Here is a 22625-nt window from a genome sequence, read left to right on the forward strand (position 1 = left end):
GTCAAATGAAATGTCATTGCCGCCTCAAGGCTGTTCAAAAGCATTCGGCTGCAAGGCGCAAAAAACAAGCAGCCCGCAGCGTATGAAACAATACGTGAGGAGCTGTTTGTTTTGCGGCAACGAAGCAGACGGATGCTTTTCAACAGTCGCTACAAAAGCACGACCACGGCCAGCATGGCCGCAAGCTCCGCCAGCATGACCGCCGCGCCCAGAAAATCGCCGTTGGCCCCGCCCACCCGCTCGGCCAGATTGTAGAGCGGATAATGGGTGGCCGTGAGGAACCCGAAGCAGAGCAGCAGGCTCCAGAGCGGCAGGCAGTAGAAGCCCACGGCTGCGGTGAACAGCAGGGCCAGGAGCGAGCCGTTGAAGGTGGCCCCGTCCATGAGCAGCTTGCCCAGGCCGGGCCGGGCCAGGTGCTTGGCAAAATACCCGAAGGACACGCACCCGAAGCGACCGAACACGAACACGAATCCCACGGCGGCATAGAGCCGCGCCTCGAGCAGGGCGTGGAACAGGAGCAGCTGCCCGGCCACGAACAGGACCAGGGCCAGGACCCCGAACACGCCGCAGCGGCTGTCCTTGACCACCTCCCAGAAGCGTTCCCGGCTGGTGTGGGCCGTGACCGCGTCGAAGATGTCGCTGAGCCCGTCGTAATGCAGGCCGCGCGTGAGCCAGGCATTGAGGATGACCAGCAGCCAGGCCTGGATCCAGGGTTGTCCCGCCAGCAGGCCCAGCTTCCAGGGCAGGGCCAGGACCGCGCCCAGTACCACGCCGATGAGCGGCATGACCGGCATGGACTTGAAGATCTCCTCCTCGGGCACCACGCGGGCCGGGGCCAGCCGGGTCATGAACCCCAGGGTGTTCAAAAAGATGCGTAACTGTTTCATGCCTCCCACTCCAGTTGCACGCTATCGCCGATGGCCAGCCCGAAGTCGCGGGCGGCCGAACCGCGGTTGACCGCGATCTCCATGAAGCCCTGGCTGCCCTCCAGCAGGCCGGGCGTGCCCTCGGGCAGGTCCGAATAGGTGTCCACGGCCTGGAGCTCCCGGCCCAGGGGCGTGCGGATGGTCAGCCCGGAAAGCGGCCCCAGGCACCCGGCGCGCAGGTTGAGCACGCAGTTGCCGAAATGGTCCACGTGCAACACATGGGCCCGCGCGCGGCCCGTATGCATTTCCGGGCGGCTGCCTGCGAGCCGCACCAGGGAATCCACCGGAATCTCGGGGCCCAGGTTCTCGGGCCTGCCGCCCGAGGCCAGCCAGGCCGTGATGGGTGCGAACACGTCCCGGCCGTGAAAGGTGTTGGAGACCTTGCTCACGGCCTCCTCGGCCGAGGACAGGTCATGGGCGGCCAGGTCGCCCCCCTCGTCCAGGAGCAGGCCGAGCAGCCCGTTGTCCGGGGCCACGAAATACTGTTCGTCCCTCCGTAGGACCACGATGCGCCGGTCCGAGCCCACGCCGGGGTCCACCACGGAAAGCAGCACCGCGTCCCGGGAGAAATGCGGGGCCGAGGCGGCCAGGAAAAAGGAGCCCTGCAAAATGTTGAACGGCTGCACCCCGTGGCAGATATCCACCACCGGGCAGCCCGGAGCCAGCCGGGAGAGCACGGCCTTGACCTGCCCCACGTAGGGGTCGGCCAGGCCGAAGTCGGTGATCAGCCCGATGGCGCGGCTGGCCGTGGGCTTCTTGCCGAGGGAAAGCATCAGTACACCTTCCTTGATGAAAATCCGCGCCCGAGCACGCGAAAGCCCGAGCCCATGATGGTGAAGGCCTCCGGGTCCACGGTGTAGACCAGTTCCTCGAGCCGCTTGAGCTGCACGCTGGTGACCATGGTCAGCACCACCTGCCGACGGTCGCCCGTGTATCCGCCGCGCCCTTCCAGCAGGGTCACGCCCCGGTCCAGCCTGTCGAAGATGCCCTGGACAATGGCGTCCGGATAGTCGGTGATGATCAGGACCATCTCCCGTTCGCCGAACATGCGCATGACGTAGTCGATGGCCACGGCCGTCACAAAGGTCATGGCAATGGAATAGAGCATGATGTGCGGGTTCAGCCAGGCGAAGCCGACCACGAAGACCAGGAAGTTGAACCAGAACTCGAAGGTGGCGATGGACATGTTCAGCTTTTCCTTGCAGATGACCGCCAGGATGTCCGAACCGCCCGTGGAGCCCAGGGTGCGCAGGGTCAGGCCCGCGCCCACGCCCAGGATGCTGCCGCAGGCCAGCACGGCCAGCCACACGTCCTGGATGGGCATGGTGTAGGTGATCATGTCCAGGAACAGGGCCGAGACCACCATGCCGTACAGGCTGTAGAAGAAGAAACGCTTGCTGATGAAGACCCAGCCGAGCACGAACACGGGCACGTTGAGCACGAAGTACCACTGGCCCGGAGTCAGCCCGCCCACGATGTAGTAGACCAGCAGGCCCAGGCCGGACATGCCGCCCGTGAGCAGGCCGTGGGGCACGGCAATGGCCTTGACAGAAAAGGCGATGAGCCAGGACCCCAGGGTGAGCAGGAACAGGTTCCAGGGAATTCCGAAGGTAATCTTCCGGAAGCGTTCTTCGAGCGCGGGACTGAGCATGGTTCTCCTCCGAGGCGGAATCTAACTGTAATGGAATGATTTGGGAAGCTTCTCCAAAAAGATTCACTCCTTTGCCACGAAGCGCCCTCCCCGATCAAATCAGAATTTTCAGCCACCCCCATCGGATATTCCGCACTCTCCCCGAAATCTGAAGAAGAATATTCTTCGCTGTAATGCGAAAAAGTCTTGCCTGATAATTTGTTTTTGGGCAGCTTTCTCGCGAAAAAATCAGCATTCGGAAATAATTCCGCAAATCATACAGGAGAGACAATGTCCCGGTTCCTTGCATCCGTACGCCGGTTCATCCCCAACGCAGGTTCGGACCTCAGCTATTCCGTCCGCTGGAATCTGCTGCTCATCACCCTGGGGGCCCTGGTGGTGGCCGTGGGCACCCGCAGCCTGGCCGTGCCGCACAGCTTCATCCCCATCGGGGTCTTCGGCCTGGCTTCGCTGCTCTACTACATGGGCCTGCCCCTGACCCCGGGCTGGATCAACCTGCTGCTCAACGTACCCCTGTTCCTGTTCGCCTGGTTCAAGGTCAGCCGAAGATTCTTCTGGTACAGCGCCTATGCCGCCCTGGTCACCTCGCTCTTCTACGAGCTGATCAACATCCCCATCGCCATCGAGAACGAACTCTATGCGGCCGTTGCCTGCGGGGTGTTCATCGGCTTCGGCGCGGGCATCGTGCTGCGTTCCCTGGGCTCCAACGGCGGCATGGACGTGTTCGCGGTCTACCTGTTCCAGCGCTTCAACATCGGCATCGGCAAGACCTACCTGATCTTCAACGTCGCGCTCTTCGCCCTGAGCATGTTCCGGCTCCCCCTGGACCTGGTGGTGGCCTCGCTGATCATGGCCTTCATCACCTCGGTGCTGGTGGACAACACCCTGGCCATGTTCAGCCAGCGCAAGGTGGTCTTCATCATCTCGGAGATGACCGAGGCCATCAGCCGCGACATACGCAGGGCCCTGAACCAGAGCGCCACCTTCCTGAGGGGCGTGGGCGCCCGCTCCCGCAGGGACCGCGACGTGCTCATGACCGTGATCAACAACGTGCAGCTCAAGAAGCTGGAAGAGATCACCTTCAGCCACGACGAAAAGGCCCTGTTCATCGTGGAAAACACCTTTTCGGTCATCGGCTCCACCTTCTCGAAACGAAAACTGTACTAGCCCGGCCGGTTCCCAATCCGGGTATTCGATGCTACACATCGGGTACCCATCGGGGAGACGATCCCCGAACAAGCCCCGAGGAACCGGCAGCCATGGAACACGACAAGACACCGCTCATTTCCCCCAGCGACCCGGGCGACGTGGTCGAGGCCTGGGACGACCTAGTCCTGTTCACCGACGACACGGGAACGGTGGTCCAAAGCACGGGCGTGCCCCTGGGCTACCTGCCTGTCGAAAACCCCGAGGGCAAGGCGCTCTGGCGGGTCCTGGCCCTGGAGGCCGAAAGCCTCGAACAGACCCTGAAGCGCTTTCCTCCCCTGCAGATCCACGAAATCTCCTGCTGCGACGGCCGCAGCTTCCTGCTGCGCATCATCCCCCTGACCCGGCGGCTGGCCCCAAAGGGCGGCTACGTGGCCATCGCCACGGACAACCGGCCCATGGAGGCCCTCTACGAGACCTACGAGGAGCGGCTGGAGGACAACATCGCGGCCTGGTCCGACTCCATCACCCTGTTCAACGCCCTATTCGACATGGCCAAGGACGCCACCCTGCTGGTGGACGAATCCGGCACTATTCTCACGGCCAACGCCGCGGCCCTCGGCACGCACTCCTCCGAGGGAAGGATGCTGGCGGGCACGCCCGTGGAAAACCTCCTGGGCAAGCGGTTCCGCGCCTCGCTGAAGCGGGCCATGCACAACCTGCGGCCCAAGGACATCCGGACGGAAAAGGTGGTGGCCCTGGACAGCGAGGGGGAAGCTTTCCCGGCCGAGGCCATCCTGCGCAAGATATCCTTCACGGACTACAGCCTGTTCCAGCTCATCCTGCACGACCTCTCCACCCAGGAGGGGCTGCGCGAGGACCTGCGCGACAAGAAGGCCGAGGTGGAGCAGATGAACATCGCCCTGCGCCAGGTCATCCGGTCCGTGGAGGAGGAACGGCAGGAACTGCGCGAGCACCTGACCAACCAGGTCAAGGCGCAGATGCTGCCCGCCCTGGAACGCATCGCCAAGGCGGATACGGCCGAGATCCGGGAGGGGTACAAGAACCTCATCGAGGAACAGCTCGTGGACCTGGCCGACGACGGCTCGGGCGAGCTGGACCCGGAACTGCTGCGCCTCTCCCCACGCGAGATGGAGGTCTGCCAACTCATCCAGGTGGGCAGAAGCGGCAAGGATATCGCCGAGTTCCTGAACATGTCCTTCGAGACCGTGCAGACCCACCGCAAGAACATCCGCCGCAAGCTGGGGCTGCGCGGCAGCAAGACCTCCCTCTACAAATACCTGCGCCAGAAGCCGTCTCTCGGCTGACTTTTCGGGTAGACCTACCTACCCGAAGCATACCCGACTATCCCCTTGAGCAAGGTGGGAATTGTTGTTTTCATAGCACACGAAAACAACGCGGCACATTTTCACGCGCCAAAACCATGCCCCTGAAACAGCACATACCAGAAGAAGACACCCTGACCGTGTACGTTTCCGTCCTGCTCATGATCATTGCAGTATTCATTGCATTTCCAGCAGCAATTCTTGCAGAGAAATCCATACAAAACACCAGTCATCCACAACGGCAGTTCGTCATCATGCCGCGAAACTGCTACCTCACCAACAAATAGGAGACACCATGAACATTCTGTCACGCTTTCTGGCCGTATGCGCGGCCATGCTCTTTCTGTTCGCCCTGTGCGCCTGCTCCGAAGAAAACGCGGACTCCCTGTCCCGCGTCAAAGAGGCCAAGGAAATCAGCTTTGCCATGAGCGGCGGCTACCCCCCGTTCAACTTCTACAACTCCGACAACCAGCTGGTGGGATTCGACGTGGACGTGGCCCGGGAAGTGGCCAAACGCCTCGGCGTGGGATTCAAACCCGTGACCACGGAGTGGAGCGGCATCATCGAAGGCCTGCGCGCCGGGGCCTATGACGGCATCCTGGGCAGCATGGCCGTGACCGAACAACGGCTCAAGGTGGTCAACTTCTCCGCGCCCTACTACTATTCGGGCGCACAGCTCATGATCAAGAAAGACGCTCCCTACAAGACCACGGCCCAGTTGAAGGGCAAGGTCCTCGGCGTGGTCACCGGAACCACCTTCGCGGAAGACGCGGCCAAGCTCGGCGCGAACGACGTGAAGCTCTACAAGGACGACACCCAGACCCTCATGGAACTGGACAGCGGCGTGGTGGACGGCGTGATCACCGACCGCGTGGTGGGCGTCACCGCCATGAACACCGGAAAATTCGACATCGCCATGCTGGGTTCCCCGCTGCGTAGCGAAGACATTGCCGTGGCCTTCCGCAAGGGTGACGACACCCTGCTGCACAAGGTCAACGAAATTCTCGCGGCCATGCATGAGGACAACACGCTTTCCGGCCTCAGCCGCAAATGGCTCAAAACGGACATCACGGTGCAATAACGCACCGACCCTCTCCCGGGTGCGGCGCCTGCGACTCCGGCGCCGCGCCCGCTCTCTCGCACCACAGACACAGGATAAACCATGTACTTCGACATCAGCTCGCTCCCGAAGTATCTTCCCTACTTCCTGCCCGCAGCCTGGATGACCCTCAAGGTCTCGGCCCTGGGCATCCTGCTCGGACTCGGGCTCGGGCTGGGAACTTCGTTTCTGCGCATCTCCGCCAACCCCCTGCTGCGCCTGCCCGCGCGGGGCTATATCTACATCATCCGCGGCACCCCGCTGCTGCTGCAACTGCTGTTCATCTATTTCGGGCTGCGCAGCCTGGCCGGATTCAGCGCCCTCACCTCGGCCGTGCTGGCCCTGGGAGTCCACAACGGGGCCTACATCGCGGAGATCTTCCGAGGGGCCATCGTCTCCATTTCGAACGGGCAGATGGAAGCCGCCCGCAGCCTGGGCATGTCCTATTCCCGGACCATGATCCGGATCATCCTGCCCCAGGCCTTCAAGCGGGCCATCCCGCCCCTGGGCAACCAGTTCATCATCGCGCTCAAGGACTCGTCCCTGGCCAGCACCATCACCATCAACGAACTGCTGCTCAAGTCCCAGCAGCTGGCCTCGTCCAACTTCATGATGATGGAGATGCTCTTTATCGCGGCCCTGTTCTATCTCATCTATACCGCCATGTTCAGCTGGCTCTTCCACCGCATCGAGAACCGCCTGGACGTGAGCGCCGCCTAAGGAGACCCCATGCAGAAATCACCGGTCATCGAAATCTCGGGCGTCAACAAATGGTTCGGCGATCACCACGTGCTCAAGGGCATCGACCTCGACGTCATGCCCTCGGACGTGGTGGTGGTCATCGGCGCCAGCGGCTCGGGCAAGTCCACCCTGCTGCGCTGCGTCAACTACCTGGAATCCTACGACGAAGGAAAAATCCGCATCTCCGGGGACCTGGTCTGCGGCGAGGACAAATTCATCAATGCCCTGCGCGCCAGGGTGGGCATGGTCTTCCAGCACTTCCACCTCTTCCCGCACATGACCGTGCTCGGCAATGTCATGGAAGGCCCGACCCAGGTGCGCAGGATGCCCAAGAAGCAGGCCCGCGAACTGGCCCGCCATTACCTGGCCAAGGTCGGGCTGGAGGATAAGGAAGAGGCCTATCCGGAAACCCTTTCCGGCGGCCAGAAACAGCGCGTGGCCATCGCTCGCGCCCTGGCCATGGAGCCCGAGGTCATGCTCTTTGACGAGCCCACCTCGGCCCTGGATCCGGAACTGGTGGGCGAAGTTCTCTCGGTCATGAAGCAGCTGGCCGAGGACGGCATGACCATGATGGTGGTCACCCATGAAATGGGATTCGCCCGCGAGGTGGCCGACACCGTGGCATTCATGGACCAGGGGGTCATCCTGGAACAGGGATGCCCGGACACCATTTTCGACAATCCCCGCGAACCCCGCACCCGGGAGTTCCTGGGACAAATCCTTTAAACAGGAAGGCAACACCATGACCATATTCAACGAACACCAGCAGGAAGTGGCCGAAATCATCGGCGACGACACTTCCAGGTCGGACTGGACCGACTGGAAGTGGCACATCCGCCACTCCATCAAGAACGTGGACGACTTCGAGCGCGTCCTGGGCGTCTCCTTTCCGGAGCGCAAGAAAAAGATCTACGAGCAGACCCTCAAGAAATTCCCCATGTCCGTGACCCCGTACTACCTTTCGCTCATCGACCCGGACGACTACGCCAACGACCCCATCTTCATGCAGTCGTTCCCCAGCCCCGAGGAACTGAAGATCGAGCGCCACGACATGGCCGACCCCCTGCACGAGGACATGGACAGCCCGGCCCCGGGCATCACCCACCGCTATCCGGACCGGGTGCTCTTCCACATCAGCAACACCTGCTCCATGTACTGCCGCCACTGCACGCGCAAGCGCAAGGTGGGCGACGTGGACTCCATTCCGTCGCGCACCAACCTGGAGGAGGGGCTGGAATACATCCGCAACACGCCCCAGATCCGCGACGTGCTGCTCTCGGGCGGCGACCCGTTCATGCTCTCGGACGAAAAGCTGGACTGGATCCTGACCAGGGTGCGCGAAATCGAGCATGTGGAGGTAGTGCGCATCGGCACCCGCATGCCCGTGGTGCTGCCATACCGCATCACGGACAAGCTGGTGAATATGCTCAAGAAGCACCATCCCCTGTGGATCAACACCCACTTCAACCACCCGCGCGAGCTGACCGAATCCTCGCGCCGCGCCCTGGGCAAGCTGGCCGACGCGGGCATTCCCCTGGGCAACCAGAGCGTGCTCCTGGCCGGGATCAACGACTGCCAGCGACTCATCAAGACCCTGAACCAGAAACTGGTCAAGAACCGGGTGCGGCCCTACTACCTCTACCAGTGCGACATGTCCGAGGGCCTGACCCACTTCCGCACGCCCGTGGGCAAGGGCATCGAGATCCTGGAAAGCCTGCGCGGCCACACCAGCGGATTCGCGGTGCCCACCTACGTGGTGGACGCGCCGGGCGGGGGCGGCAAGATCCCGGTCATGCCCAACTACATCGTCTCCTGGGGCACCAACAAGGTGGTGTTGCGCAACTACGAGGGCGTGATCACCACCTACAACGAGCCCGAATCCTACGAACCCAACTACTGCGACCGGAAATGCTCCAAGTGCAACCTGCAGCTCAAGGAGGACGATGCCGAGGAAAAGGCCATCGGCATCGAGAAGCTGCTTTCGGACTGGGACGAGACCACCAGCCTGACACCGGAAAACAACGAACGCATGGAACGGAGGGACGATGCAGCCTGATGCCGTCATCAACCTGGGCAATTCCGTGGTGCAGCACGGCCCGGCCAATGACCGCGTGTATCTGCTGAAGCTGGACACGGACGACCTGCCCGAGATCGTGGATGAGGTTTACGAACTGGGCCGGGAACACGGCTATTCCAAGCTTTTCGCCAAGGTCCCGGCCGGGGAGGCCGCCCACTTCGCGGCGCGCGGATTCATCGACGAGGCCCGCGTGCCGGGCATGTACAAGGGGAAATGCGCCGGATACTTCATGAGCAAGTACCTGGACCAGAACCGGGCCGTACCCAAGGACATCGGACGCATCACCCGGGTGCTGGACTGCGCCGACCGGAAATCCCCCACCCCGAAGGACGAGATCGACACGCACGGCGTGGTGCGCCTGAAGCAGGAAAACGCCGGGGAGCTGGCCGCGCTCTACGACGCGGTCTTCGAATCCTACCCCTTTCCCATCCAGGACCCCGCCTACATCCGCCAGGCCATGAGGGACCACGTGATCTTCTTCGGCATTGTGGAAGACGGCAGGATCGTGGCCGCGGCCTCGGCCGAGCTGGACAAATCATGGAGGTGCGCGGAGATGACCGATTTCGCAACCCTGCCGGACCACCGGGGCCGGGGGGGCGCCGGAAAACTGCTTGCCCGCATGGAAAAATCCATGCAGCCTCTGAATATTCGGACCGCCTACACCATTGCCCGGGCCGAAAGCTTCGGCATGAACATCGTCTTTGCCCGGGCCGGATACTCCTTTGGCGGCACCCTGCACAACAACACGCAGATCGGCGGCAAACTGGAGAGCATGAATGTCTGGCACAAGGAAATTCCCGCTTCGTGACATCCCGGCCCTGAACACGGAATTCACCTATTCGGTCTGGTGGAACCTGCTGCTGATCACAGCGGGCAGCTTTTTCGTGGCCGTGGGCACCAAGAGCCTGGCCGTACCGCACCAATTCATTCCCGGCGGCGTGTTCGGCCTCGGCTCGCTGCTGTATTACTCGGGGGTGCCCATAAATCCTGGCTGGCTCTACGCCCTGCTCAACGCGCCCCTGTTCCTGTTCGCCTGGTTCAAGGTCAGCAGGCGCTTCTTCTGGTACAGCGCCTTTGCGGTCGGGGCCACCACCCTTTTCTACGAGCTGTTCGCCATCCCCATAGTCGTGGAAAGCCAGCTCTACGCAAGCGTGGCCGGCGGCGTGCTCATCGGTTTCGGGGCCGGGGTGGTGCTGCGCTCCCTGGGATCCAACGGAGGGCTCGACGTCATCGCGGTCTTCCTGTTCCAGCGGTTCAACATCGGCATCGGCAAGGTCTACGTGCTCTTCAACGCCGCCCTGTTCAGCCTGTGCCTGTTCCGCCTTTCCCTGGATCTGGTCATCGTCTCGCTGATCATGGTCTTCATCACCTCGGTGGTGGTGGAGCAGACCCTTTCGCTCTTCAACCAGCGCAAGGTGGTCTTCATCGTTTCGGACATGGCCGAGGCCATCAGCCGGGACATCCTGCACGGCCTGAAGCAGAGCGCCACCTTCCTGAAGGGTTTCGGAGCCTATTCGCAAAAGGAAAAGAACGTGCTCATGACCGTGGTCAACAACGTGCAGCTCAAGAAGCTGGAGGAGATCACCTTCACCCATGACGAGAACGCCCTGTTCATCGTGGAAAACACCTTCTCGGTGGTGGGATCGAGCTTCTCGAAACGGAAACTGTACTGAAAACAAAAAAGGGCCGGTCTTTTGACCGGCCCCGCCTGTTGCTACTTCTTGCCTTTTCCCTTGGTTTTGACCTTGGTCTTCGACTTGCCCTGACCCTGCCCCTTTCCGGGGTTGGGCGCGCCCTTGCCCAGGGCCGAGGGATGCACCCCCAGTTCCTTGGCGATGACGCCCCAGCCCTTGCCGGAATCGCGCATGGCCTGGATCTCGGCCTCGGACCTGCCCGAGGCGTTGGACAGGGCCTTGACCTTGGAGGCGTCATAGGCGGCCTGGGACTCCTGCAGTTCCTTGGCGGCCTCCTGTTCCAGGTCCTGGGGCGTGACCTCGCCCGCAGTCTTTTTCGCGCGTTCCAGGATCTCGGGCGGCACCTCGCCGCGCTTGACGGCTTCGTAAGCCTCCCGGGCCCTCTGGTAGCGACCCATGGCCTTGTTCACTTCATCCAGGACCGTATCCTCGGGATAGGTTTCCTGGGCGGCCGCGGGAAGAATGCACGCGGCCCACAGGAACAGGCCGACCAACACGATGAAAATCCGTTTATGCATGACGCCTCCTCTGCGAAAGATAGTGCCGGTATACTACCCCATATACGCCGGAAGGCTATTAGAAGGCACAGAAAAAAATCAGCTCATCTCGGGCTCGGACCGCCAGGCAAGCAGCGGCGAGAGGGGCGCCAGATCGTCGAAGTCGATGCGCATGGCCGAGAAGGCCCCCATCCAGGGAGGGTAGAAACGGTTGTTGATCTGCTTCCAGGGGAAGTCCTCCTTCCACGAGCCCATGGGGCCGGGAAGCACGGAATGGGCCATGGAGGGATGAAAACCGGTGACGCGCCAGACCATGTGCCGAATCTCGAACCAGGAGAACAGCCGGGCCCGGGCCAGGGTCCCGCCCGTGCCGCGCACATTGCGCCAGTAATAGAGGGAGGCCTTGTTCAGGAAGCCCACGAGAATCCCCTTTTCCGCCACCCGGGAGGCCTCGCGCAGCACGGCTTCGGGGTCGGCGCAGAATTCGAGCACGCTCCAGAGGAACACGTATTCAAAGGAATCGTCGTCAAAGGGCAGGTGGCTGCCGTCGCCCAAATGCAATGAGGCGCGGTTGCCGAACCGCTTGCGGGCGGCGGCAATCATACTGTCGCTCTTGTCGATGCCCGTGACGTCGAAACCCATCTGCCAAAGCATCTCCAGAAACAGCCCGGTGCCGCAGCCGATCTCCAGCATGCGAGTGCAGCGCCGGGGCCACCCGGCCACCATGGCCTGCAGCAGCCGGGCCTCGCGCTCCAGGGCGAAACGGCCTTCGCCGGAATCGAACCACGATTCGTATCGTTCAGCATCCCAATACATTATCTGACTCCCGTGCCTCCTGCGAAAGTGTAGCCAACCCGAACGGACATGGCAACGAACAAAGCGAACATGGCGGGGCCGTACACTTTTAATAACGCCGTCACTCTTGACCCGCCCCCGGCGTTCCATACTATGGTAAAATCATGCGTTACACCCTTGCGGCACTCCTCCTTCTCCTTGCCCTGGCCTTCCCGGGCGCGGCCCTGTCCCAGGGGCCGAGAAGCGTCGTGCTGGCCACCCACAACCTGTGCCCCTACGGATGCTACGACGAGAAGGGGACCTTCGACGGCTCCGCCGTGCAAGCGGTCCGCCACGCCTTTCAGCAGATGAACATCCCGGTCAGCATCGTGGTGGTCCCCTGGCAGCAGGCCCAGCAGATGGCGCGCAAGGGGCAGGCGGACGGGTTCTTCGCGGCCTCCCAGAACTCGCGGCGGGATTCGGAAGGGATCATGTCGGCCGTCATCGCGGACCAGAAATGGAACTGGTACCTGCTGCGGGAGTCCCGGCTCGACCCGGCCTCCCCCGACTTCAAAGGCCAGGCGAAGGTGGGCGGTTTTTCCGGGGCCAACATGCTCAAATGGCTCCAGGACAACAACTACAACGTGGTGGGCACCCCGCCCAACACCGAGGGCCTGGCCGACATGCTCCTGGCCCAACGCCTGGACGCCATCCTGGCCAACAACAAGGTGATGGACGAGATCGTCCGAAAGCGGCAACTCCACGGCGTTTTCCGCAGCGTGACCCTGCTGGACAAACCCCTGGGCGTCTACTTTTCCAACCGTTTCCTGCTGCAGTACCCGGACTTCCTGAAGGAATTCAACAAGCACGTCCTGGAATACCGCAAGGAAAATCCGTAGCGGCTACCGAAAAAACCGCCACAACTCCATGGCATCCGAACAACCCCGGGGTTTCTTCACGCCTTACGCACGCAGATTTCCGGCCAGATGCATTCTGTTTTCCGGCCTGTTTTTTGTTCAAAAGGAGGTCGGGCGCGAGGAGCAAAGGGAAAACAGGCCCGACGCGTATATCCCAAATACGCGAGGGACTGCTTTTTCATGCAGCGACGTTGCGAACGGCCCCTTATGGACAAAAAAACAAGGGGTGACCCAATGCCACCCCTTGCCAAAGCTATAACCCTGCCAATGAACCGGGCTTGCGCCCTGGTTTATTCTATTTTTTTTCAGCCTCTTGGGCCTTGGCCTTTTCGGCATCGGCCCTTTGGACCTGCCTTTCCCGACACGCCTTGATGCACGCGGCGTCGCCGTCACAGGCCTTTTCGCAGGCCGCCAGGCTCGCGGCGGCCTCGGTCCCCTCGGCGTGCACCAGAGGGGCAACCACGGCCACACACAGCAATACCGCCATGATCACGGCCATGATCGTTCTTATTTGCTTCATCCTCTAACCTCGTGCGGTTGAAGTTGTCAGGAGGCCGCACGAAGCGGCCTTGCCTTACCATGCGCCTGGACCGAAACCGACGAACGAGTTGGAAACGATTGTCGGAACGTTTTTTATCAACTCTCTCCACGTCCTCGCTTTCGCGCCGGGCACATCCGCACAAAGCAAGAGGCGTGACACTTTTTTACAAAACAACTATTTCAATGCGTTACAATAGTTACGAACAGCCATCTTGCTGATTTCATTCATGAATTTTGTGAACCAAACTGCACCAATCCGCCGCCTCAAAGAACACTTTTTTGCACTTTTTCTCAAAAATACGAAAAAGCCCCGCATGCCGAAGCATGCGGGGCCGCGAAAATGCAAGAGCAAAATAGGCTAGTCGACCGTGCAGTCCTTGAGATAGCCGCAGGCAAAGGCCTCGGCGCTCATGGCCTTCTTGCCCTCGGGCTTGACCTCAGGGGTCAGGTAGACCTTGTCGGCGGTGGCGATGGCCAGCCTGCCGTCGATCTCGCCGAGGATGGTGCCCGGCTCGATGGCGCCGGAATCATCCGCGCCCACCTCGCCCGGGACCACGTTGAGACGAAGCTTTTTGCCGGTCTCATTGGTCCACTGGAAATACGCGCCCGGCCAGGGATACATGGCCCGGATCTGATTGTGGATCTGCTCAGCGGGCCGGTTCCAGTCGATCTCGCCCTCCTGCTTGGAAAGCTTCTTGGCGTAGGAGGCCAGGGAGTCGTCCTGCGGCTTCAGCTCGTAGGAACCGGTCCTGAGCCGGGACAGGGCCTCCACAATGCACTGGCCGCCAAGCAGGGCCAGTTCGTCGTGGATCTGCCCGGCATGGTCGTTGTGGGCGATGCGCAGGGCGCGCATGACCATAACCGGTCCGGTGTCCAGGCCCGCCTCCATCTTCATGATGCTGATGCCGGTGACGAACTCGCCGTCCTGGATGCAGCGCTGGATGGGAGCCGCGCCCCGGTACTTGGGCAGAAGCGAGGCGTGCACGTTAAGCGGCATGTATTTCGGGATGTCCAGCACGGACTGCGGCAGAATCAGGCCGTAGGCGGCCACCACGAGCACGTCCGGCCCGAGCGCGGCCAGTTCGTCCACGTCCTTTTGGTCCTTGAAATTGACCGGCTGAAAGACGCCGATGCCGTTTTCCAGGGCCACCACCTTGACCGGCGACGGCCGGCACTGCTGGCCCCGGCCGCAGGGACGATCGGGCTGGGTGTAGACGGCAACGACCTCGCACTCGTCCGAGGCGATCAGGGCGCGCAGGCTCTCGGCCGCGAAGTCGGGCGTGCCCATGAATACAACACGCAGTCTGCCTTTGTCCTCGCCCATGCTCATCCCCTTATGCCCACTTGCTGGCTTTCTTGCGGTACATGGCCTTTTTCAGGCTGCTGGACCGGTCCACGATGGTCACGCCGTTCAGGTGGTCCACCTCGTGCTGGATGATGACGGCTAGGTAGCCCTCGGCCTCCATGCAAATTTCCTTTCCTTCGGGGTCCACGGCCTTGACCGAGATCTTTTCCGAGCGCTTGACCTTGCCCGTGAATTCCGGACAGCTCAGGCAGCCTTCCTCGGAATCCACCGAGCCCTCGCAGGAGGTGATCTCGGGATTGATCATCACCATCAGATCACCACGCTCCTTGGGGCCGGTCTGGTCCACGCAGATCAGGCGGATGGATTCGCCCACCTGCGGGGCGGCCAGACCCACGCCGTCGCCCTCGTACATGGTCTCGATCATGTTCTCGATCAGCTCCTTCAACTCGGGAGTGACCTTTTCAATGGGCTCGGCCTCGGCGGCCAGAACCGGCTCGGGCCATCTGCATATTTCAAGTTTCATAAGAATGCCTCCGGCGGCTGGGGAAAGGGGGAGAAAACCTTTTGAAAAAGGTTTTTCTCCCCCTTCCTCCAGATCCCCATTCCCGCTGCCGGGAGATGGAATCCACCATATATATTTCAATTTACCCCGCCCATGCCGCAACGCGGCATCGCCAAACGGTTTGGGTGGGGGAGGTCCGGAGGGGGAACCCTTTTTCCAAAGGGTCCCCCGCCAGCTCGTATCTACTCTTTTTCCTGCACCTTTTCGCGCAGGCGAATGCCGACTTCGCGCAGCTGCGTGTTGGCGACTTCGCTGGGCGCTTCGGTCATCATACAGGTTGCCTTCTGCGTCTTGGGGAAGGCGATGACGTCGCGGATGGACTTGGCCCCGCACAGGATCATGATAAGTCTGTCCAGGCCAAAGGCAATACCGCCGTGCGGCGGCGCACCGAACTTCAGGGCGTCCATGAGGAACCCGAACTTCTCGCGGGCCTCGGCTTCGTCGATGCCCAAGGCCTTGAACATGATCTGCTGCTGTTCCGGGGTGTGGATGCGGATGGAGCCGCCGCCCACCTCGTAACCGTTGAGCACCAGGTCGTAGGCGCGGGCCAGGGCATTGCCCGGGTCGGACGCCAGGGTCTTCATCTGGTCCGGCTGGGCCGAGGTGAAGGGATGGTGACGCGCCACATAACGCTTTTCATCGGCGTCGTATTCCAGCAGCGGGAAATCCGTGACCCACAGGGGCGCGAACACGGACTCGTCGATGAGCTCGAAGCGCTCGCCCATCTTGACGCGCAGGTTGCCCAGGGCGGTGTTGGCGATGTCCGCCTGACCGGCCTGGAAGAAAAGGATGTCGCCCGGTTCCAGCTGGACGCGTTCCTGGAGCTTGGCCTTTTCGTCGTCCGAGAAGAACTTGACGATGGGGGACTGCCATTCACCGTCCTCCTTGACCTTGATCCAAGCCAGGCCCTTGGAGCCGTAGATCTCGACGTACTTGGTGAACTCGTCGATCTCCTTGCGGGAAAGCTCAGCGCCGCCGGGCACCTTCATGACCTTGACCAGCTCGGCGGCGGCAAAGACCTTGAAGCCGCCGCCCTGGAAGATGTCGGTCACTTCCACAAGCTTGAGGTCGAAACGCACGTCCGGCTTGTCCACGCCGTAGTCGCGGATGGCTTCGGCGTAGGTCATGCGCGGGAACGGGGTCGGCAGTTCATGGCCCAGGGTGTCCCTGAACATGTTGGTCACCAGGCCCTCGGCCATGTCCTGGATGAGCGCCTCGTCGGCAAAGCTCATCTCGATATCGATCTGGGTGAACTCGGGCTGGCGGTCGGCGCGCAGGTCCTCGTCGCGGAAGCACTTGACGATCTGGAAATACTTGTCCAGGCCGGAGACCATGAGCATCTGCTTGAACAGCTGCGGGGACTGCGGCAGGGCGTAGAACTGGCCCTGGTTCACGCGGCTGGGAACCAGGAAGTCGCGGGCGCCCTCGGGGGTGGACTTGGTCAGCACCGGGGTTTCCACTTCCAGAAAGCCGAGGCCGTCCAGATAGCGGCGCGCGGACTGGGCGGCCTTGTTGCGCAGGATGAAGTTCTTGGCCAGGGCCGGACGGCGCAGGTCCAGGAAGCGGTACTTGAGGCGCAGGTTCTCCCCGGCCTCCACGCGGTCCTCGATGGGGAACGGCGGGGTCTCGGAGGTGTTGAGCAGCTTGTACTCGTCCACGAGCACCTCGATCTCGCCGGTGACGAGATTGGCGTTGGTCATGCCCTCGGGACGCGGGCCCACGGTGCCCTTGATGGCCAGCACGTATTCGGTGCGCAGGGCATGGGCGCGCTCGTGCACGTCCTGGTTGTGCTCGGGGCTGAAGACCACCTGGGTCAGGCCCTCGCGGTCGCGCAGGTCGATGAAGATCAGGCCGCCGTGGTCGCGGCGAAACTGGACCCAGCCCATGAGCGTGACCTGATCGCCGATGTTGGCCGAGGTCAGCTCATTGTTATGGTGGCTGCGTCTCCAGCCGCCCAAATCTTCAATGACCCGATATTCGTCGTAATCGCGTTCTTCAATATGTCCAGACATTGCTGCTCCTTATTTGGCCTCTGCGCCGCCCGCTCCGGTTGCCGAACTGATGCGGCGGCCGATTCCCCTAGAGGCTCTTGAGATATTCTTCTCGTTTGATCGTATATTGGTCGTTGTCCCCGGCCATGTCCTTGACCGTGACGGTTCCGTTCTCGAATTCGTCCTGCCCGATGATCAGGCAGGCCTTTGCGCCCGACTTGTTGGCGGCGCGCATGCGGCTCTTCATGGAGCCGCCGCCGTAGCTCACGTCGCCGGAAAGGCCCTTTTCGCGCATCTGCTGCGCAAAGATCATGGCCTGGTTGCCCGCGTCCTTTTCCACCACGGCCAGGTAGAAATCCGGGGCCGGGGCCTCCCGCTCGCCCAGCAGCAGCGCCAGGCGCTCCATGCCGCAGGCGAATCCGGTGCCCGGGCAGTCCGGACCGCCCAGGTTCAGAACAAGCCCGTCGTACCGGCCGCCGCCCGCAACCGCGGTCTGGGAGCCGATGTCGTTGCTGGTAATCTCGTAGGTGGTGCGCACGTAGTAGTCCAGGCCGCGCACCAGGCGGGGGTTGAGCACGTATTCCACGCCCGCGCCGTCCAGCACGGCCTTCACATCCGCAAAGTGCTGCTCGCACTCGTCGCAGAGGTGGTCGGCAATGCTCGGGGCGTCCTTGACCAGCTCCTTGCAGGTCGGGACCTTGCAGTCGAGCACGCGCATGGGATTGGTATCGATGCGACGACGGCAGTCCTCGCAGAATTCCTCCCGGTTCTTGCTCGTGTAGTAGTCGGTCAGGGCCTGGCGATAGGCGGGGCGGCAGTCGTGGCAGCCCAGCGAATTGAGCTCCACGGCCAGCTTCTTCAGGCCGATCTCGTTCAGGAACGTGGTCAGCATGAGGATGAGTTCCGCGTCGGCCTGGGCCTCGGGCGCGCCGAAGATTTCCACGTCCAGCTGGTGGAACTGGCGCAGGCGGCCCTTCTGGGGCCGTTCGTAGCGGAACATGGGGCCGGTGGAGAAATATTTGCAGATCCTGCCGGGCTGGTATTCCTTGGACTCGATAAAGGCGCGCACCATGCCCGCGGTGGCCTCGGGGCGCATGGTCAGGGAACGGCCCTTGCGGTCCGGGAAGGTGTACATTTCCTTGCCCACCACATCGGTGTCCTCACCGATGGACTTCTGGAACAGCTCGGTCTTTTCCAGGACCGGGGTCCTCAGTTCGCCAAAGCCGTAGCGGCCGAACACCTCGCGTGCGGTGTTTTCGAGGTAGGTGAAAACATCGGCGTCCTGGCGGAACATGTCCGCAAAACCCTTGATCTTTTGTATCTTCGACATCGGTTCTTCCAATACATTAGTATGAATGTGCTGCGGGAAACGGTTTTGGTTATGCTATCCGGCACCGATTGTCAAAGGTTGGCGGGAACGGCCCGGGGGGAGGCAAGACTTTTCAAGAATCGGCAAACGATATAAAAAAACGAAATTTATCAAACAGACACAGGAGACTGCATGCGGATAATAACTTGCCCGACAGATATCAGCGCCACCCTCCTCAAACTCATATCCAGGTATGATAAACTCTCATGGGCTGTCGCATGGGCCACCAACCCCCGCGACATCATCGACACCCTGCTTCTCAACCCCAAAAAAATACGGCATATGGTCGTCGGCCTCCGTTTCGAGCAAACCTCCCCCTTGTTCATAGAAAGCTTCCAGCATGTCAAAAATGTTAAGTATATCGACCTGCAAGAGGGCGTCTTTCACCCAAAGTGCTACCTTTTCTACAACAACAGGAACAAGTGGGAAGCACTCATCGGAAGTTCGAATCTCACCACCAACGCCATGACGAAAAACGCCGAGATCTGTGTTCACCTCTCGTCATCCGACACCGGCACACCATACGACGACATCAGAAAATACATTGTCGGCTACTGGAAAAAGGCCTGGCGGTTGAGCAAGAAAGAATTCGAGAACTACAAACAGCGTTACGAAAGAAGAAACAAAAATCGAACGACGAACTACATGAACGACAGAATACCGGCCGCCGCGCTGGAGCAGAGGCTGGACTGGGCCGGCTTTGTGGAAGAGGTCCTCGACAATGACTATTATGATGAAATGATTAAAGTTCTGGACCATGCCCAAGATCTCTTCAAAAAACACAGTTTCGCAGACTTCAGCAAACAGGACCGGCGAAGGATCGCCGGGACCTCAAAGGAGAAAGACTCGGATTGGGGGCTGTTCGGACGGATGAACTTCGCAACCCGTTTCCAACAGCAGGTTGCCCTGAACAACAAGGCCATCAGCAACGCGCTGGACGCGATTCCCACAACCGGGATCGTCAGAAAATCCGATTACGACTCGTTCATCAAAATCATTAAGAAAGGCTTTCCGGATGGAGGCTTGGGGATATCAACGGCCACAAGGCTTCTGGCCATGAAACGGCCTGACTACTTCATATGCGTTTCCAAACCGAATCAACTTCAGCTGGCAAATTTGCTGGGGGTCCCGAAAAGCCACGTCTACAGCATCGATGAATACTGGGAAAGCGTCGTCGAAACAGCACAGAACACATCGTGGTGGGCCGACGCTGTAAACGACACGAAAAACAAGATTATCAAAAAATACAAAATGGCCCTGCTGGACGTCCTTTGTTACCAAGGTCCTTCATAATCCGCTGCGCCTGAAAAACTGGCCCAAAGCGAGCTACTCCATCTCCTCGGCCACGCTCTCGCCGCGCAGCACCTCCACCCCATTGTCCAGAATCCGGAAGGTGGACTCCCCGGCCACGGCGGCCAGGGTCTCGGCATCCACCAGCAGAAAGCCCTTGAGCTTGGCCTTGATGCGCTTGCCGTCCATATCGCCCACGGATTCGCCCGAATCATGGAACCGGATCACGTAGCACTCCCGCTCCCTGTAGGTTGTCCTGCCCAGGAGCGTGGTTTCCGTGTTCTCGCGCAGCAGGTTGCGCACGCTGTTGGGAACCAGGGGCGAATGCTGGGAGATAACGTCCCGGCTGACAAGCTTGGTATAGACCACGGGGATGAAGATCATGCGGAACAGGCCTTCGGCCTGCAGGTACTTCTCCGAGCCCGGGGCGTACTCCTTCATGGTCACCCCGTCGCGCACCCGCATCCGGCGGGTGACCACATTGCCCTCCACGTCGGTGGCCACGTCGAAATTCATGTCGCTGTTCACGTCCGGGCTGCGCAGGTTCACGTCCACGCTCCACTGCAGCAGGTCCCCCTTGAGCTCCGAGGCATAGAAGAACTCGGAAACCACCCTGGTCCGCTTTTTCGGGGAGGTGAATTCCGTGGTCAGCCGGATCTTCCCCTTCACGGGCGCATACCGGTATTCCACGGGCTCGGTGACAGGCACGATGTCCAGGTCGGCGAAATCGACCCTGCCCGCGGTGCACCCGAGCAGGGAAAAAAGAAGCAGGAGAACAGGGAATCGGAACCGTTTCATGGCGAACCTCGCAGGAATGGCTGTGTCTTTTTCGGCAGTATAGCCTGCCCGCCCGCCACGTCAACACATGCGGCAAAGGAACGGCTTGACATCGGCGGCAAAGCTGATTCAACTCTGCAAGTCAGAAATTATAAGGAGTGTACTCAATGAGAAGCAAAAAGATGACCGCCGGGCTGGAAAAGGCCCCGCACCGTTCCCTGTTGCACGCATCAGGCCTCACCCGCGAAGAAATGGACCGCCCGCTCATTGGCGTGTGCCATGCCGCCAACGGCATCATTCCGGGCCACGTGCACCTAGAACAGATTGCGCAGGCGGTCATGGCCGGAGTGCGCATGGCCGGCGGAACGCCTATCCAGTTCCCGGCCATCGGCGTGTGCGACGGCATTGCCATGAACCACGAGGGCATGAAGATGTCGCTGCCCAGCCGCGAGATCATCGCCGACTCCGTGGAGATCATGGCCACGGCGCACCCGTTCGACGCCCTGGTCTGCATTCCCAACTGCGACAAGATCGTGCCCGGCATGCTCATGGCCATCCTGCGCCTGAACATCCCGGCCATCGTGGTCTCGGGCGGCCCCATGCTGGCGGGCGACCGGGGCAAGACCGACCTCATCTCCGTGTTCGAGGGCGTGGGCCGTGTCAAGGCGGGCACCATGACCGAGGAGGAACTGGCCGAACTGGAACAGTCCGCCTGCCCCACCTGCGGCTCCTGCGCGGGCATGTTCACGGCCAACTCCATGAACTGTCTTTCCGAAACCATCGGCCTGGCCCTGCCCGGCAACGGCACCATACCGGCGGTCATGTCCGAGCGCACCCGCCTGGCAAAGACCGCGGGCATGCGCGTCATGGACCTGCTGGAAAAGGACATCAAGCCGCGCGACATCGTCACCAGAAAGTCCGTGCACAACGCCGTGACCATGGACATGGCCCTGGGCTGCTCCACCAATACCGTGCTGCACCTGCCCGCCCTGTTCCGCGAGGCGGGCCTGGACCTGGGCCTGGACATCTTCAACGAGGTTTCGCGCAAGACGCCCAACCTGTGCAAGCTCTCGCCCGCCGGGCCGCACCACATGGAAGACCTGAACCGCGCGGGCGGCATTCCCGCTGTCATGACCGAACTGACCAAGAAGGACCTGCTCAACCTGGACGCCCTCACCGTCACCGGCAGGACCGTGGGCGAAAACCTGGAGGCGCTCAAGGCCGCCAACAAGGACGAATCCATTGTCCGGCCCATCGACAATCCCTACAGCGCCGAGGGCGGCATCGCCATCCTCTACGGCAACCTGGCCCCGCAGGGCTGCTGCGTGAAGCAGTCGGCCGTGGCCCCGGAAATGATGCACCGCACCGGCGCCGCCAAATGCTTCAACTCCGAAGAGGAATGTGTGGAGGCCATCCTGGGCAACAAAATCCAGGCCGGCGACGTGATCGTGGTCCGCTTCGAAGGCCCCAAGGGCGGCCCGGGCATGCGCGAAATGCTCACCCCCACCTCGGCCATCGCGGGCATGGGCCTCGGCGACAGCGTTGCGCTCATCACGGACGGACGCTTCTCGGGCGGCACGCGCGGCGCGGCCATCGGCCATGTCTCGCCCGAAGCGGCGGCAGGCGGGCTCATCGGCCTGGTCCGGGACGGCGACAAGATCGAGATCAACATCCCCGAGCGGTCCATCAACCTGCTCGTGGACGAGGCCGAGCTCGACAAACGCCGGGCAGCCTTCAAGCCCGTGGTCAAGGAAATCCACTCACCCTTCCTCAAGCGCTATGCCCGGCTGGTGACATCCGCTGCGACCGGCGCTGTTTTCGAAGAATAAATAACTGAGGGGGAACCGTTTGAAAACGGTTCCCCCTCAGACTCCCCCTCCAAAACCTCTTGGCTATCGCGCTGTCGCGCGGTGGCTTTTTTT

The 22625-nt window shown here is 61.4% G+C and carries 23 protein-coding genes; 12 read left to right on the forward strand and 11 right to left on the reverse strand.

Translation table 11 applies throughout. The features are described from left to right. Positions 1–149 precede the first annotated feature (149 nt). The 3 genes from FGL65_RS01055 to FGL65_RS01065 are packed head-to-tail and all read right to left on the reverse strand — an operon-like array spanning position 150 to position 2577. Positions 150–887, reverse strand: coding sequence for an adenosylcobinamide-GDP ribazoletransferase (locus FGL65_RS01055; RefSeq protein ID WP_147819037.1), 738 nt, complete (start codon positions 885–887; stop codon positions 150–152). Continuing rightward, positions 884–1699: an SAM hydrolase/SAM-dependent halogenase family protein gene (locus tag FGL65_RS01060; protein ID WP_147819039.1), complete on the reverse strand. Its 816-nt coding sequence runs from the start codon at positions 1697–1699 to the stop codon at positions 884–886. The genes FGL65_RS01055 and FGL65_RS01060 overlap by 4 nt, the downstream gene beginning before the upstream one ends. Then, positions 1699–2577 carry a YitT family protein gene (locus FGL65_RS01065; protein ID WP_147819041.1) on the reverse strand — a complete coding sequence of 293 codons (879 nt, stop codon included), beginning with the start codon at positions 2575–2577 and terminating at the stop codon, positions 1699–1701. Before FGL65_RS01065 ends, FGL65_RS01060 begins: the two co-directional genes overlap by 1 nt. 270 nt (positions 2578–2847) lie before the next feature. On the opposite strand from FGL65_RS01065, the gene FGL65_RS01070 reads away from it, so the two are divergent. The 9 genes from FGL65_RS01070 to FGL65_RS01110 all read left to right on the forward strand — a co-directional run bounded on the left by FGL65_RS01070 (position 2848) and on the right by FGL65_RS01110 (position 10659). Next, positions 2848–3744 (forward strand): YitT family protein, encoded by an 897-nt coding sequence (locus FGL65_RS01070; protein WP_147819044.1) that lies wholly within the window; start codon positions 2848–2850, stop codon positions 3742–3744. Between the two features lie 92 nt (positions 3745–3836). Continuing rightward, entirely contained in the window at positions 3837–5051 is a 1215-nt protein-coding gene (locus FGL65_RS01075; RefSeq protein ID WP_147819046.1) for a helix-turn-helix domain-containing protein, read from the forward strand. Between the two features lie 116 nt (positions 5052–5167). After that, a complete protein-coding gene (locus FGL65_RS01080) occupies positions 5168–5356 on the forward strand; it encodes a hypothetical protein (RefSeq protein ID WP_147819048.1) in 189 nt (62 codons plus the stop codon). 8 nt (positions 5357–5364) lie between these two features. Next, a complete protein-coding gene (locus FGL65_RS01085) occupies positions 5365–6150 on the forward strand; it encodes an ABC transporter substrate-binding protein (protein WP_147819050.1) in 786 nt (261 codons plus the stop codon). Positions 6151–6231: 81 nt separating this feature from the next. Beyond that, the gene (locus FGL65_RS01090) at positions 6232–6888 is read left to right on the forward strand and encodes an amino acid ABC transporter permease (RefSeq protein ID WP_147819052.1); all 657 of its coding nucleotides are present in this window, start codon (positions 6232–6234) and stop codon (positions 6886–6888) included. A 9-nt stretch (positions 6889–6897) separates the two neighbouring features. Then, positions 6898–7635 (forward strand): amino acid ABC transporter ATP-binding protein, encoded by a 738-nt coding sequence (locus FGL65_RS01095; protein ID WP_147819054.1) that lies wholly within the window; start codon positions 6898–6900, stop codon positions 7633–7635. A 16-nt stretch (positions 7636–7651) separates the two neighbouring features. Next, positions 7652–8965, forward strand: coding sequence for a lysine 2,3-aminomutase (kamA, locus tag FGL65_RS01100; RefSeq protein ID WP_147819056.1), 1314 nt, complete (start codon positions 7652–7654; stop codon positions 8963–8965). Continuing rightward, positions 8955–9794 carry a putative beta-lysine N-acetyltransferase gene (ablB, locus tag FGL65_RS01105; RefSeq protein ID WP_147819058.1) on the forward strand — a complete coding sequence of 280 codons (840 nt, stop codon included), beginning with the start codon at positions 8955–8957 and terminating at the stop codon, positions 9792–9794. Before kamA ends, ablB begins: the two co-directional genes overlap by 11 nt. Then, positions 9763–10659, forward strand: a complete 897-nt coding sequence (locus FGL65_RS01110) for a YitT family protein (protein ID WP_147819060.1) — start codon at positions 9763–9765, stop codon at positions 10657–10659. The genes ablB and FGL65_RS01110 overlap by 32 nt, the downstream gene beginning before the upstream one ends. 41 nt (positions 10660–10700) lie before the next feature. On the opposite strand, the gene FGL65_RS01115 is transcribed toward FGL65_RS01110, so the two are convergent. Together FGL65_RS01115 and FGL65_RS01120 are read right to left on the reverse strand one after the other, a co-directional pair. After that, the gene (locus tag FGL65_RS01115) at positions 10701–11198 is read right to left on the reverse strand and encodes a hypothetical protein (protein ID WP_147819062.1); all 498 of its coding nucleotides are present in this window, start codon (positions 11196–11198) and stop codon (positions 10701–10703) included. A 78-nt stretch (positions 11199–11276) separates the two neighbouring features. Next, positions 11277–11993 (reverse strand): class I SAM-dependent methyltransferase, encoded by a 717-nt coding sequence (locus FGL65_RS01120; protein ID WP_147819064.1) that lies wholly within the window; start codon positions 11991–11993, stop codon positions 11277–11279. 143 nt (positions 11994–12136) lie between these two features. On the opposite strand from FGL65_RS01120, the gene FGL65_RS01125 reads away from it, so the two are divergent. Further along, a complete protein-coding gene (locus FGL65_RS01125; protein ID WP_147819066.1) occupies positions 12137–12850 on the forward strand; it encodes a substrate-binding periplasmic protein in 714 nt (237 codons plus the stop codon). A gap of 313 nt (positions 12851–13163) precedes the next feature. Here the strand turns inward: FGL65_RS01125 and FGL65_RS01130 are convergent, their stop codons facing one another. The 5 genes from FGL65_RS01130 to hisS all read right to left on the reverse strand — a co-directional run bounded on the left by FGL65_RS01130 (position 13164) and on the right by hisS (position 18597). Further along, positions 13164–13388, reverse strand: coding sequence for a hypothetical protein (locus tag FGL65_RS01130; RefSeq protein ID WP_147819068.1), 225 nt, complete (start codon positions 13386–13388; stop codon positions 13164–13166). Positions 13389–13766: 378 nt separating this feature from the next. Then, positions 13767–14732 carry a methionyl-tRNA formyltransferase gene (gene fmt, locus FGL65_RS01135; RefSeq protein WP_147819070.1) on the reverse strand — a complete coding sequence of 322 codons (966 nt, stop codon included), beginning with the start codon at positions 14730–14732 and terminating at the stop codon, positions 13767–13769. Between the two features lie 10 nt (positions 14733–14742). Next, positions 14743–15237 carry a peptide deformylase gene (gene def / locus FGL65_RS01140; protein ID WP_147819072.1) on the reverse strand — a complete coding sequence of 165 codons (495 nt, stop codon included), beginning with the start codon at positions 15235–15237 and terminating at the stop codon, positions 14743–14745. Between the two features lie 221 nt (positions 15238–15458). Continuing rightward, on the reverse strand, positions 15459–17288 hold the full coding sequence (aspS, locus tag FGL65_RS01145; protein ID WP_147819074.1) for an aspartate--tRNA ligase: 1830 nt from the start codon (positions 17286–17288) through the stop codon (positions 15459–15461). Between the two features lie 67 nt (positions 17289–17355). Next, entirely contained in the window at positions 17356–18597 is a 1242-nt protein-coding gene (gene hisS / locus FGL65_RS01150) for a histidine--tRNA ligase (RefSeq protein WP_147819076.1), read from the reverse strand. Between the two features lie 171 nt (positions 18598–18768). On the opposite strand from hisS, the gene FGL65_RS01155 reads away from it, so the two are divergent. Further along, positions 18769–19929, forward strand: a complete 1161-nt coding sequence (locus FGL65_RS01155; protein WP_147819078.1) for a phospholipase D family protein — start codon at positions 18769–18771, stop codon at positions 19927–19929. Positions 19930–19962: 33 nt separating this feature from the next. On the opposite strand, the gene FGL65_RS01160 is transcribed toward FGL65_RS01155, so the two are convergent. Continuing rightward, positions 19963–20724: a hypothetical protein gene (locus tag FGL65_RS01160; protein ID WP_147819080.1), complete on the reverse strand. Its 762-nt coding sequence runs from the start codon at positions 20722–20724 to the stop codon at positions 19963–19965. A gap of 146 nt (positions 20725–20870) precedes the next feature. Between FGL65_RS01160 and ilvD the strand changes: the two genes are divergently transcribed. Beyond that, positions 20871–22532, forward strand: coding sequence for a dihydroxy-acid dehydratase (gene ilvD / locus FGL65_RS01165; protein ID WP_147819082.1), 1662 nt, complete (start codon positions 20871–20873; stop codon positions 22530–22532). Positions 22533–22625: the final 93 nt, after the last annotated feature.

Source organism: Salidesulfovibrio onnuriiensis, from assembly GCF_008001235.1.
Taxonomy (GTDB): domain Bacteria; phylum Desulfobacterota; class Desulfovibrionia; order Desulfovibrionales; family Desulfovibrionaceae; genus Pseudodesulfovibrio; species Pseudodesulfovibrio onnuriiensis.